The organism is Solwaraspora sp. WMMD791 (genome assembly GCF_029581195.1).
GTDB lineage: Bacteria > Actinomycetota > Actinomycetes > Mycobacteriales > Micromonosporaceae > Micromonospora_E.
On the sequence record NZ_CP120737.1, the window covers coordinates 4,557,353 to 4,570,383 of the forward strand.

The 13,031-nt window shown below is 71.1% G+C and carries 10 protein-coding genes and 2 tRNA genes; 8 read left to right on the top strand and 4 right to left on the bottom strand.

The genetic code is table 11. The features are described 5' to 3' along the window. Positions 1 to 5 precede the first annotated feature (5 nt). The 5 genes from gyrA (at position 6) to O7623_RS20175 (ending at position 4,011) form a co-directional block, all read left to right on the top strand. On the top strand, positions 6 to 2,453 hold the full coding sequence (gyrA, locus tag O7623_RS20155; protein ID WP_282229490.1) for a DNA gyrase subunit A: 2,448 nt from the start codon (positions 6 to 8) through the stop codon (positions 2,451 to 2,453). Positions 2,454 to 2,456: 3 nt separating this feature from the next. Next, the gene (locus O7623_RS20160; RefSeq protein WP_282224573.1) at positions 2,457 to 3,464 is read left to right on the top strand and encodes a DUF3566 domain-containing protein; all 1,008 of its coding nucleotides are present in this window, start codon (positions 2,457 to 2,459) and stop codon (positions 3,462 to 3,464) included. Positions 3,465 to 3,634: 170 nt separating this feature from the next. Further along, positions 3,635 to 3,708: transfer RNA gene (locus O7623_RS20165), tRNA-Ile, on the top strand. Positions 3,709 to 3,742: 34 nt separating this feature from the next. Further along, complete coding sequence (locus O7623_RS20170) at positions 3,743 to 3,871, top strand: DLW-39 family protein (protein WP_282224574.1); 129 nt, start codon at positions 3,743 to 3,745, stop codon at positions 3,869 to 3,871. 64 nt (positions 3,872 to 3,935) lie between these two features. Next, a tRNA-Ala gene (locus O7623_RS20175) sits at positions 3,936 to 4,011 on the top strand. A gap of 103 nt (positions 4,012 to 4,114) precedes the next feature. On the opposite strand, the gene O7623_RS20180 is transcribed toward O7623_RS20175, so the two are convergent. Then, on the bottom strand, positions 4,115 to 4,696 hold the full coding sequence (locus O7623_RS20180; protein ID WP_282224575.1) for a calcium-binding protein: 582 nt from the start codon (positions 4,694 to 4,696) through the stop codon (positions 4,115 to 4,117). Between the two features lie 241 nt (positions 4,697 to 4,937). Here O7623_RS20180 and O7623_RS20185 point away from each other — a divergent pair, with 241 nt between their 5' ends. After that, positions 4,938 to 7,004 carry a hypothetical protein gene (locus O7623_RS20185; protein ID WP_282224576.1) on the top strand — a complete coding sequence of 689 codons (2,067 nt, stop codon included), beginning with the start codon at positions 4,938 to 4,940 and terminating at the stop codon, positions 7,002 to 7,004. Continuing rightward, entirely contained in the window at positions 7,005 to 8,099 is a 1,095-nt protein-coding gene (locus tag O7623_RS20190; RefSeq protein WP_282224577.1) for a BTAD domain-containing putative transcriptional regulator, read from the top strand. On the opposite strand, the gene O7623_RS20195 is transcribed toward O7623_RS20190, so the two are convergent. Continuing rightward, positions 8,093 to 8,998, bottom strand: coding sequence for a hypothetical protein (locus O7623_RS20195; RefSeq protein ID WP_282224578.1), 906 nt, complete (start codon positions 8,996 to 8,998; stop codon positions 8,093 to 8,095). The two genes, O7623_RS20190 and O7623_RS20195, sit on opposite strands and share 7 nt — an antisense overlap. Before the next feature lie 181 nt (positions 8,999 to 9,179). On the opposite strand from O7623_RS20195, the gene O7623_RS20200 reads away from it, so the two are divergent. Then, positions 9,180 to 9,752, top strand: coding sequence for a hypothetical protein (locus O7623_RS20200; protein WP_282224579.1), 573 nt, complete (start codon positions 9,180 to 9,182; stop codon positions 9,750 to 9,752). A 135-nt stretch (positions 9,753 to 9,887) separates the two neighbouring features. Here the strand turns inward: O7623_RS20200 and O7623_RS31370 are convergent, their stop codons facing one another. Both O7623_RS31370 and O7623_RS20210 read right to left on the bottom strand, forming a co-directional pair. After that, complete coding sequence (locus O7623_RS31370; protein WP_348775096.1) at positions 9,888 to 11,210, bottom strand: hypothetical protein; 1,323 nt, start codon at positions 11,208 to 11,210, stop codon at positions 9,888 to 9,890. Between the two features lie 273 nt (positions 11,211 to 11,483). Continuing rightward, entirely contained in the window at positions 11,484 to 12,938 is a 1,455-nt protein-coding gene (locus tag O7623_RS20210) for an acyl-CoA synthetase (protein ID WP_282229491.1), read from the bottom strand. Positions 12,939 to 13,031: the final 93 nt, after the last annotated feature.

The following is a 13,031-nucleotide window of genomic DNA, read 5'->3' on the forward strand; positions in this document are numbered from 1 at the left end:
ACCGCATCGAGCCGGTCGGGCTGGAAGTCGAGATGCAGCGCTCCTACCTCGACTACGCGATGAGCGTGATCGTCGGGCGGGCGCTACCGGACGTACGGGACGGACTCAAGCCCGTCCACCGCAAGATCCTCTACGCGATGTTCGACTCCGGCTACCGGCCGGACCGGGGCTACGTGAAGTGCTCCCGGGTCGTCGGTGACGTGATGGGCCAGTTCCACCCGCACGGCGACTCGGCCATCTACGACGCGCTGGTGCGGATGGCCCAGCACTGGTCGCTGCGCTACCCGCTGGTCGACGGCAACGGCAACTTCGGCTCACCCGGTAACGACCCGGCTGCGGCCATGCGCTACACCGAGTGCAAGCTCGACCCGCTGGCGATGGAGATGCTGCGGGACATCGACGAGGACACCGTCGACTTCCAGGACAACTACGACGGGCGGGCAAAGGAGCCGGTGATCCTGCCGGCCCGGGTCCCCAACCTGCTGATCAACGGCTCCGAGGGCATCGCGGTCGGCATGGCCACGAAGATCCCACCGCACAACCTGCGGGAGATCGCGGCGGCGGTGCAGTGGTGCCTGGAGAACCCGGAGGTCGACGAGGCCGACACGCTCGAAGCGCTGCTCGGGATCGTCAAGGGCCCGGACTTCCCGACCGCCGGTCTGATCGTCGGCACCGCAGCGATCCAGGACGCCTACCGGACCGGTCGCGGGTCGATCCGGATGCGGGCCGTGGTCGAGGTCGAGGAGGACAAGAAGGGGCGCACCGCGCTCGTCGTCACCGAGTTGCCGTACCAGGTCAACCCGGACAACCTCGCCGAGCGGGTCGCCGAGCTGATCAAGGAAGGCAAGATCGGCGGGATCGCCGACATCCGCGACGAGACGTCCGGGCGTACCGGCATGCGGCTGGTGCTGGTGCTCAAGCGGGACGCGGTCGCCAAGGTGGTGCTCAACAACCTCTACAAGCACACCCAGCTGCAGGAGACGTTCGGCGCCAACATGCTGGCGTTGGTCGACGGGGTGCCGCGCACGCTGAACCTGGCGCAGTTCATCCGCTACTACGTCGAGCATCAGATCGACGTGATCCGGCGGCGGACCGCGTACCGGCTGCGCAAGGCCGAGGAACGCGCCCACATCCTGCGCGGTCTGGTCAAGGCCCTGGACATGCTCGACGAGGTGATCGCGCTGATCCGGCGCTCGCCGACGGTCGAGGATTCCCGGCAGGGCCTGATGCGGCTGCTCGACGTCGACGAGATCCAGGCCACCGCGATCCTGGACATGCAGCTGCGCCGGCTCGCCGCACTGGAGCGCCAGAAGATCATCGACGAGCTCGCCAAGATCGAGCTGGAGATCACCGATCTCAAGGACATCCTGGCCAAGCCGGAGCGGCAGCGCAGGATCGTCTCCGAGGAGCTGGGCGAGATCGTCGCCAAGTGGGGCGACGAGCGGCGGACGCAGATCGTGCCGTTCGACGGCGAGGTCTCGATGGAGGACCTGATCGCCCGCGAGGACGTGGTGGTCACCATCACCCGGACCGGGTACGCCAAGCGGACCAAGGTCGACCTCTACCGCTCGCAGCGTCGGGGCGGCAAGGGCGTCAGCGGGGCGACGCTGCGCCAGGACGACATCGTCAGCCACTTCTTCGTCGCGTCCACCCATGACTGGATGCTGTTCTTCACCAACAAGGGCCGGGTGTACCGGGCCAAGGCGTACGAGCTGCCGGAGGCGTCGCGTACCGCCCGGGGCCAGCACGTCGCGAATCTGCTGGCCTTCCAGCCGGACGAGCACATCGCCCAGGTCATCCAGATCCCGAACTACCAGGTGGCGCCCTACCTGGTGCTGGCCACCCGCAACGGTCTGGTCAAGAAGACCAAGCTGGAGGAGTTCGACTCCAACCGGTCCGGCGGGATCATCGGCATCAACCTGCGTGATGCCGACGAGCTGGTCGGCGCCGCCCTGGCCTCGGCGACCGACGATCTGCTGCTGGTCTCCAAGAACGCCCAGGCGATCCGGTTCAACGCCACCGACGAGGCGCTGCGGCCGATGGGCCGGGCCACCTCCGGGGTGATCGGGATGCGGTTCACCGACACGGACGAGTTGCTGGCGATGGCGGTCGTCCGTGAAGGTATGGACCTGGATGTTTTGGTGGCCACCAACGGGGGGTACGCGAAACGGACCCCGATCGAGGAGTATCCGGTCCAGGGCCGGGGAGGCAAGGGCGTGCTGACTGCCAAGATCACCGAACGCCGCGGTGGTCTGGTCGGTGCGGTCGTGATCAGTCCGGATGACGAGCTCTTCGCGATCACCAGCAACGGTGGCGTGATCCGGACTCCGGTGAAGCCTGTACGACGTACGCGGGATCGGAACACAATGGGGGTAAAGCTCATGGACCTCCCGGACGGCGTGACCATCGTGGCGATTGCTCGCAATGCCGACGAGCCTGACGAACAGGACTAGTTGATGACGGAGACCCAGGCGAAGTCGGGGGCCACGGGGGCCTCGGCGGCCCCGGTCGACGAGGAGTCCGCCGCTGGAGGCCCGGCAACGGCCACCGGGCGGGCCGCCGTCGGCCGGGCCAGCGTCCCAGCCGACTCGCCGGCGCCGAAGTTCACCCGGGCACCGGGCATGCCGCCCCCACCCGACAAGCCCGCCGACGACGCCGGCAGCGACGCCGGTGCCGAGGACGGATCAGCCCGAGCCGGCGGCACCGGCGACCGCGCCACCGGTGGCGCGCTCACGCTTGGCGGCGGTGCCGCCTCGTCCGGAAGGTCGGCCACGCCAGTGACGTCGGCACCTCCAGTTTCCTCCGCCCCACCGGCCAGCTCCGGGAGCGGATTCACCGGCGGGGCACTCGGTGCCACCGCCGCCAGCGGCACCGCCACCCGGCCCGGTCTCGGCGTGGGCTCCACTCAGCCGCTCGGCACGGTAGGTGCCACGAAGACAGGCACCGCGCCGGGTTCCCGCAGCGGACTCGGATCACCAACCGTACGTACCGTCGGGGCGGCCGGCACGGCGGCCGGCTCCGCAGCCGTCGGTGCGGCACGGGTCGGGGGCGACGGCGCCCGGACGGCCCGCCCCGGGGTCAGCTCGGCGGCGTCGCGCGGACCGCGTCGCGCCCGGCTGAACCTCAAGCGCATCGACCCGTGGTCGGTGATGAAGTTCTCGTTCGCGGTCTCCCTGGTGCTGTTCATCGTGGTGATCGTGGCGACGTCCGTGCTCTACCTGGCGCTGGACGCGATGGGTGTCTTCGAGAGCGTGAACACCAGCCTCGGTGACCTGATCGGCACCGGTACCGGCGAGGGCCCGACGTTCCGCGTCACCGCCCAGGGCGTGATCGGCAGCGCGGCGCTCTTCGGTCTGGTGAACGTCGTGCTCTACACCGCGCTGGCCACCCTCGGCGCGTTCATCTACAACGTCTGCGCCGACCTGGTCGGCGGGATCGAATTGACCCTGGCCGAGCGGGACTGACCCGTCCGGAGATCTGAACGCGTGGCCGGAACGGGCAAAACCAGCTCGTCCCGGCCACGCGTGACCCGGTAGTCTTCCGGGGTCCGGCGCACCACTCGTCGGGCATCCGGCGGATCCGGCCCCGAGTTGGGTGCCGTACGGCCGGTGCGGTAACCTTGCTCGTCGCGTACGGGGCTATAGCTCAGTCGGTTAGAGCGCAGAGCTGATAACTCTGAGGTCGCTGGTTCGATTCCAGCTAGCCCCACTCCACGACAGTCGAGCGTAAGGGGATCAGCCCCATGGCCAAGAAGCTCCTGATCATCGCGGCGGTCATCGGTGTGGCCGCGCTGATCGCCAAGAAGGTCAAGGAAACCAGCGACGAACGCGCGCTGTGGCACGAGGCGACCACCGCTCCCGACCTGCGCTGACCCAACCCCTGGTCCCTTCCGCACCACGGCCGTAAGCCGCCGGAGTGTCGCTCGGGGACCGTACGGGGCCATAGCTCAACTGGCAGAGCACTGCCTTTGCAAGGCAGGGGTTAGGGGTTCGAGTCCCCTTGGCTCCACCAACAGCGCCTTGACGGTTCATCCTCGGCGATTCAGCCGCTGAGTGAGACACGACGCACTGGTGGGGGTGGCTGGGCGGTACCGCCCAGCCACCCCCACCAGTGGTCAGTCGACGACGACCTCGCATTCCGCCGGGTGACCGGTCAGCCAGGACCGGATGGTGTCGTTACCGCTGTTGCCGTAGCAGGCGTCGAGTTGCGCGCCGCTGGTCTCGGCCATGTTGATCCCACCGAAGATCGTGTCGGGGCCGTCCCCACCGTAGATGTCGTCGTTGTCCTCGTTGCCGCGCAGGGTGTCGCCCCCGACCTGGCCGTAGATGGTGTCGTCGCCGGTGCCACCCCAGATCTCGTCGGCGCCACCGGTCACCACGACGCCGAGGCCTTCACCCCACAGGAAGTCGTCTCCGCCCTCCCCGAAGATGCGGTCGGCGCCCTGGCCACCGTAGACGGCGTCCACTCCACCGCCGGCACAGATGACGTCGTTGCCGCCCTGACCGTCGATGATGTCGCTGCCGGACGAGCCACGGATCACGTCCCGCCCGCCCGTTCCGTCGATCGTGCCGGAGCCACTGATGGTCACCGCCTCGCCGTCGCAGGTGTGGGTCGCGACGGCCGGCCCGGCCGGCCCGACCACCGCAAGCGCCGTGGCGACCGTCACCAGGATTCCGATACCTACGTACCTGCTCACCGTTGCTCCTTCCGCTCTGCCCGTCGCGCCGTCCGCGACCGGCGCCATCAGGATCGCGACGGTGATCACGGACGGCTCAGCGCCGCGTCACGGCCGGATTGCCGACACAGGCCTTGCCACCGACGCCGGTCCCGATCAGCCTGTTCCTGCCCGAAGAGGGACGAGCCTGTCCCACCGGAGAGGCAGGTGAGCAGCGGTGCGTTCGTCGGGGCCGGGGCATCGACGTCCGGATTGCCGGCTCGTGGTCGCCGCCGCCGGCTACGGCAAGACGACCGCACTGCTCCGTTGGTTCCCGCCGTCGAGCGCCCGCTGGTGGCGAGGGCCGGACACGACACCGCAACGGCTGCTCGACGAGATCCGGTCGCCCACCGACGACCGACCACTGATCATCGACGATCTGCCCCGGCTGTCCGCCGAAACGGCACAGGCCATGGCGGCGGTCGTCGACGACCTGCCGCACACCGCGACGGTGGTGCTGTCCGGCCGCTGGCCGCTGGCGGCCCCGGCGGCCAGCGGAGTCGGCCGGCACCGGTGGCAGGAGGTCGGTCCGACCGACCTGACGCTAACTCCGGAGGAGGTCGGTGAACTCCTCGCCGCCGAACATGGACTCTCCGATCCGGGCCTCGCGGAACACGTGCACGGGGCGACCGGTGGCTGGCCGGCGCTCGTCGCGCTGACCGCCGAGACGATACGGCTGGACGGCGTGCCATCGGGCGACCTGGTGCGGGCTGTCAGCCAGCCTGGCAGCCCACTGGCGACGTATCTGACTGGTGAGGTGCTGGCCGGACTGCCGTCGGCGGCGGTCCGGCTGCTGCGGTGCGCCGCCGACCTGACACCGTTCAGCGCCGACCTGGGTCGGGCACTGGGTCACCGGCAGGCAACGGCGACCGTACGGTTGCTGCGCCGCATCGGACTGTTGACGCGTGCCGGTGCGGCACCGGTCGTACCGGGTGGGTCCGCTCCGATGGCACGCGTCGTGCCGGTTGTCGCCGAGGTGGTCCGGCAGCGGCAACCGGTCCGGCAGCGGCAACCGGTCCGGGGGCACGCGCAGCTTGCCGCGAACGCCGCCGCCTGGTACGACCAGCATGGACCGCCGGTGGCTGCGGCCCGTGCCTACCGGCGGGCCGGTGTCGACGAGCAAGCCGCCCGTGTCCTCACCGAGCATGGCGACCGGATGCTCGCCGCCGGGCAGGCGGCCGAGGTCGCGGAGCTGGTCACCGGGCTGCCCGAGCCGCTCGTCAGCCGTCGGCTACGACTGCTGCTCGGCGACGCGTTGCGTACGATCGGCGACCTGACCGGTGCCGAGCATGCGTACGACGCGGCGCGTGGGTCCGACTGGGACGCTGGTCTGGCCTGGCGGGTGGGGCGCATCCACTATCAGCGTGGAGACGCCCAGGCGGCGCTGGAAACATTCGCCCGTGCCCGCGTCGGTGAAAGTGACGGTGGCGGGGACAGCGACGGCGGGGGCCGGCCGTCCTCGTCGCCCGACGTGGCTCTTCTGCTGGCCTGGACCGCGCATGCCCAACTGCTGGCCGGCGAGGTCGAGGTCGCTACCGGGTACGCCCGGCAGGCGCTCGCCACCGCAGCCGCCACCGTCACCTCACCGACTGGGGACCGCACCGGCAGCGACGGCGCACTGGCCACCGCACACCTCGGCATGGCCCTGTGCCGGGCGGTGGCAGGCGACGCCGCCGGCAGCGAGGAGCACTTCGCGATCGCGCAGCCGATCGCCGAACGGATCGGCGACGTGCTGCTGCTCACCCGCATCCACACCAACCGCACCTATCAGCTGCTGCGCACCGCCCGGTACGCGGAGGCGCTGGTGGCCGCGCAGCTGTCCGCCCGGTACGCGGCCGTCGCCGCCGCGCCCAGCCTGCACGCGATCGCGATCAGCAACGAAGCGGAGGCGTTGGCGATGCTCGGTCGCTACGACGAGGCGGCCGCACGGTACGCGACGGCGCTCACCCGCTACCAGCGCGCGGGCTCGCGCCGGTTTGCCAACGCCCTGCTGGGCATGGCCGAGCTGTACCGCCGTCGGGGCTGGCGGGAACAGGCCCGCGCCGGCTACGAGGAGGTGGTCCGCGTCGGCGAGGCCATGGGTAACACGTACGTGCTGGTGCCGGCGTTGGCCGGACTGGCGCTGGTGGTGCTGGACGACGACGCCGTCGCGGCGGCCAGCTACGCGCACCGGGCCACCGACCTGGCCGTCGAGGAGTTCGCCGTACCGGCACTGTTGGCAAGGGGGTGGGTGGCCCGACGCGGCGGCGACATCGTCGGGGCCGCCACGCTGGCAGACCGGGCGGCCTAGGTGGCGAGGGGCCGGCGGGACCGGGCGGGGCTCGCCGACGCGCTGGAGTTGCGGGCGGCGGCGGCGACCGATCCGGTCCGGGTCCGCGAGGCGTTGCGTGAGGCACAGGCGATCTGGAGCGGGACCGGGGCGCAGCTGGAGGCGGCCCGCCTGCTCGTCGCGCTCGGGCGCCTGCCGACCGCCGGCACCGACGACCGGCTGGAGGGCCTGCTCGCGGCCGAGCGGCTCGCCGCTGCCGGTGCCCTGGTGGACCGACCGGGGATGCGGACCGTGCCCGCTGGCACCACAGCGATGGATGGCACCGTGGCGACGGCCGCCACCGGGACGTCGGACGATGGCGGGGTCGTCATCCGGGCGCTGGGCAGGTTCGAGGTCCGGATCGCCGGCCGGCCGGTGCCGGCGTCCCAGTGGCAGTCCCGTAAGGCCCGTGACCTGCTGCGGATTCTGGTCGCCCGGCGGGGGCGACCGGTTCCCCGGGGCGAGCTGAGTGAGCTGCTGTGGCCGGGCGAGGAGCAGGAGCGGACCGGGCACCGGTTGTCGGTGCTGCTCTCCATCGTTCGAGGAGTGCTCGATCCGGCGAAGGATCTCCCGGCCGACCATTTTCTCGTCGCCGACCAGGGCAGCATTGCCCTGGACCTGACAAAGGTCCGGGTGGACGTGGAGGACTTCCTGGTCCAGGTCGCGCACGGCCGTCGGTTGCTGGAGCGGGCAATGGTGGAGCCGGCGCGGACGATGCTCCGCGCCGCCGACCGGGAGTACCGCGCGGACGTGTTCGAGGACGAGCCGTACGACGACTGGTCCCGGCCGCTGCGGGAGCAGGCGCGGGCGGCGTACCTGGACCTGTTGCGGATGCTGGCCCGAGCGGACCGGGCCGGGGCGGTCGGTTGCCTGCTCCGGCTGTTGGAGCGGGATCCGTACGACGAGCCGGCCCATCGTGGGCTGGTGCGTGCGCTGGTCGCGGCCGGCCAGCACGGCGAGGCCCGCCGGGCCTTCGACCGGTACGCCGAGGCGATGCGTGAGATCGGCGTACGGCCACCGGACCGACTTCTGCTGATGCCCACCCGACCCCGCCCCGGCTCCGCTGCGGTTCAGTGAAACGTGGGGCTGAGCAGGATGGCGTACCCGGTCAGTTCGCCGTCGTCGCTTCCGTCGTCGCTGGCGTCGTACCGCCGCGCCCCGGGGTCGTCCCAGGTCGGCTGATCCGGCCGGGGCACCTGGTCGGCTCGGGCACCGGCCAGGTTCAGCACCGGGTGGGGTACGAGCGCGGTGAGCATCGCGCCCCGACCCCGGACGCTCGCGCCGACGCCGTAGACCCGCTGGTCGGACCCGGCGGCCCCGACGGTGACGGTCTTCGGCCAGGTGGCGTCGGTCCCGGTCGTGGCGCTGCGTCGGACGCCGGGCGTACCGTCGACGCTGGTCGGCCGTTTGCAGATGGCGTACGCGGTGACCCGGGCCGGGGTGGTGCCGCCGACGTGTACGCGCACCCGCCGCAGGTCCTGATCGGGTGTCACCTCGTCGAGGTGGGCGGCGACGGCACCGTCGAACCGGAAGCCGGTGCCGGTGACCCGCGTCGGGTCCGGGCAGCTCGCGGCGGCCGTGGCACCGTCGACGGTGGTCGACGCCTGCCGGTGCGGTGGGTCCGACGAGACGTCGCAGACGGCGATGGCCTCCACGGACCAGTCGGCGGTGTGGCCGTTCCGGGCGGCGGCTTCGACGGTCACCGACGACAGCGTCTGGTCGGGGGCGATCGCGGTCAGCGCCACGGCACCGGCGCCGTCGATGATCCGGCCGCCCGCCCCGAAGACCGACTGTCCAGCTTGTGGGCAGTGCACGGTCACCGATTTCACCGGTACGGGGTCGTGTCCGCTGACGAGCACCGCCAGGTCGGGTAGCTCACCCGGCCGGGCCGCCGTGACCGGAGTCACCACCGTGGCGACCAGGACGACCACGAGCGTCGCCGCTGCGGCGACCTGCCAGTTCCGTTTCCTGCTCATGCTGCTCTCTCCCTCGTCGGGGCACCAATCGGGGCGTACTCAGGGTGCGCCGCCACGTCACGGTGGCGTCATGGTGCGCGGCCGGGCCCGGGGACCGTGACCGGAGCATGACTTCACCCTGACCACGTGGTGGCACGGTGACGTGCGCCGATGTCCGGTGCTCATCCAGAGGGGAACAGTCATGAAGAAGCTACGTACCGCAATCGTTCCGGGCCTGGTGCTGCTCGCACTCGGTGCGGTGCTGGTGGGGCAGGCCCCCGCGACCGCGCGGCAGCTGATTGACGACGACCTGGCCTATGCGGCCGACGGCAACGGGGTCGTGGCCTGCAACGGCGGTGCCCAGATCGCCAGCATGGTGCGCCTCAACGACAGCCCGGTCTCCATCGGGGAGACCGCCAACCCGGTGCAGGTGCCGGGTGCGGTGGTCCCGTTCGTGGTGCCGGCCGGCACCAGCGCCCAGGTCCTGGTGACGTTCGATGCCGAGGCGCGGCTGACCGGCCAACCCAACACCTTCGCCACTGCGGCGGACTTCCTCCAGGTGCAGATTCTGCTCGACGGGGCGCCGATGCCGCCGGACAACGACCTGATGTTCACCACGGACATCGGCCAGTCCACCGCCACTCAGGCATGTAAGCGGGTCGGCCAGGGCAATCACGTGGTGACCGTGGTCTGGCAGGTGATCGACCAGGCGGCCGCCAGCGTCCTCACCGGGATCCTGGACGACTACCAGGTCACCGTCCAGCTCAGCGTCTGACCCGGTACGCCGCAGCAGCGGGTTCCCGACCCGTGGGGTTGCTCGACGCACCGCGCCGACCGGTTCGGAACCGATCGGCGCGGTGCGGTGTGGTGCGATGTGGTGTGGTGCGATGTGGTGGCGGGGCGGGTGCCGTCAGCGGCGGTACTGGTCGCGGCGGCGTTGGGTGAGGTAGACGAGCCCTACGCCAGCGGCGACGAGCACCAGACCGCCCACCATGATGTTGATCGTGTTCGCGCCGGTGAGGGCCAGTCGGTCCGCGAGCTCCTCGGCGCTGTCGACCTCGTCCGCGTCGTCCGTCACGTCGGCGAGATTGTCGGTGGCCGGGGCGTTCAGGCCCCCGGTTGCGGGCGCCGACGGGCTGGGCTCGACCTCCTGCTCGTCCTCTTCCTTGACGTCTGATTCGGGGTCGGGTGTCGCCGGGTCGTTGGGCTTCGGGGTGCGGTCGGCGTCGCCTCGTGCGGGTTCCGGAGACTCGGTGGCCTCGGCCTGCGGACTGGCCGGGGACGACGGCGTCGCCGCCGGGCTCTCGGGTGCCGGCTCCTGCTCGGCGGGCTCCTGCTCGGCGGGCTCCTCCTCGACCGGCTCCTCCTCGACCGGCTCCTCCTCGACCGGCTCCTCCTCGGCCGGTTCCTCGACCGGGGGCTCGTTGGCCGGCGGTTCCTCCACGGGAGGCTCCTCGACCGGGGGCTCCTCGACCGGGGGCTCCTCGACCGGGGGCTCCTCGACCGGGGGTTCCTCGGCCCCGTCGGCCTGGACTCGGATCCGGACCGCGTCGATGGCCGGCGTCTGGTTGGCCCGCTGCATCATCGGGATGCGGTGTGAACCGTCACCCGCCCACGAGGCGCACTGGGCGATGCCCTCCTGCGGCAGGCCCGGCACCTGGATGGTGACCACGTCCGGCTCCGACCCGCCGCCACCGTCCTCCGTGGCGACGAAGAACGCCGGCACCGGCGCGGGATCGACCGCCTCGGTGGTGCTGGACAGCATCCGGCACGCGGTGTGGAAGTGGCCGCGGGTCAGGCCCTCGCCGGTGAGCAGAGCCGATTCGATGTAGTAGCCGCCCTGACCGGCGGGGAGGAAACGGTCGCGGACCAGGTTGCGGGTGCTCACCTGAAGTTGGAACGGTTCGCCGACGCCGACCGTCTGCGGGGCGTCGGTGATCAGCAGCGTGGGGTTGCGGTCGGCGTCGCCAACCTCGCCGAAGGCGGTGGAGACGCAGCGACTGCCTTCCTGGAACCCGGTGTGCGGCGCCAGCGCGCTGTTCTCACAACCGTTGCCGATGACCTCGAGACCGTTGACCTGGGTGGTGGCCGTACGGTCGGTCTGGGCGTTGGATATCTGGCTGACGCCGATCAGGATCCCGAACGCGCCGAGGGTAGCGGTCGCGATGACGGCGCGGCGCACCCGACTGCCCGCGCGCGGTGTGGCGGCGCGTCTGTGAGCCGATCGTCCCATGTGTACACCTTCCGAACGCTCACCGTACTGTGATTGTCGCTATCCTGGCCGGCGGCCGTCCGGCGAGACGCCGATGGCGGTGAGAGTGGCCGGCCGGGCCGTACGCATACGTTAGGGATCGGTTCAATCAAGAATCAACTTCCCAGCGAGAAATGATTGATTCTTGAGGCGAAGGTAATGAAAACTTATGCCCTCGACATTGAACCGCCGACATCATCCGAACGGCTGATGTCGGGCCACGGCCGCCCTGGTCACGCCACTGGTGACTGTCTGTCACCGACTGTCGTCGAGTAGCGCCTTCTTCTGCACCTTACCCATCGCGTTGCGCGGAAGTCGATCCACCATGTGCACCTTGCGCGGTCGTTTGTGAACAGAGAGTTCGGTGGCGACGAAGTCGATGAGCTGCTGCGGCCGTACGCCGTCGGCCACCACGTACGCGACCACCTGCTGGCCGAGGTCGGCATCGGGGACGCCGACGACTGCTGCCTCGCGTACCGCAGGGTGGGCCAGCAGAACGTTCTCCACCTCGCCGGCGCCGATCCGGTAGCCGCCGCTCTTGATCAGGTCGATGGAGGCGCGGCCGACGATCTGGTGCCAGCCGTCGGGGCCGATCCGCGCCACGTCGCCGGTGCGGAACCAGCCGTCCGGGGTGAAGTCGTCCCGACCGGCACGCCCCAGGTAGCCACCGAACACCATGGGTCCGCGTACCTGCAGTTCACCGACGGACTCGCCGTCGTGCGGCAGGAGTTCGCCGGCCTCGCCGGTCAGTCGGGTCCGTACGCCGGTCAGCGGCGTACCGACCCAACCGGGTCGGCGGTCACCGACCACGCGACTGCTGACTGTGATCAATGTCTCGGTCATGCCGTACCGCTCGACTGGCTGGTGCCCGGTGAGCCGGGTCAGTTCCTGGAACACCGGTACCGGCAGCGCCGCGCTGCCGGAGACGAGCAGCCGGGCGTCGCGCAGCGCTCGGGCGGCGGTCGGATCGGCGCAGACCCGGGACCAGATGGTCGGCACCGCGAAGTAGAGGCTGCCGCCGGCCGCCGCGTACCCCTGCGGGGTGGGTCGCCCGGTGTGGACCAGCCGGCTTCCGGTGCGCAACGCGCCGACGACGCCGAGTACCAGGCCGTGCACGTGGAACAGCGGCAGCCCGTGGACCAGGACGTCGTCCGGGCTCCACGCCCAGGCCTCGGCGAGGGCGTCGAGGCCGGCGGCGATGGCGGCATGTGTGACCGGGACGCCCTTGGGCGCTCCGGTGGTGCCGCTGGTGTAGAGGATCAGCGCGGTCCGGTCGGGGGTGACCGCCCCGGACGGCGGGTCGGCGCGGCGGCTGAGCACGACCGGCACGACCGGTGGTCCGACCCCGGCATCGGAGCGCGGTCCGGGGTCGCGGGGTCCTGGGCCGAGGGGTCCTGGGCCGCGGGCGGGGCGCGGTCCGCCATCGGGGTCGAGAAGCAGGTCGGCGCTGCAGTCGCGCAGGATGTGGTCGCGTTCGACCGGCCCGGCGTCGGGCGGTACGGGGACCAGCGGGACGCCCGCGAGCAGGCACCCGGTGACCGCGACGACCGTCTCCAGGCTGGCGGTCGCCCGGATGGCGACCACGGTCGCACCGGCGACGTCGCGGGCGACCGCGCCAGCGGCGTCGATCAGTTCTCCGCTGGTGAGGGCTCGTCCGTCGACGGTGACGGCGGCCGGTACGTCGACCGACCCCAGATTGCTCAGTAGCACTGACCGGCCCTCCACATGGTCGCTCCGGTGCGGGGTCAAGGGTCAATGGTGCCGGACCGGCGGTGTCGATCGGCCGTTCGGTCCGCCCGCCGA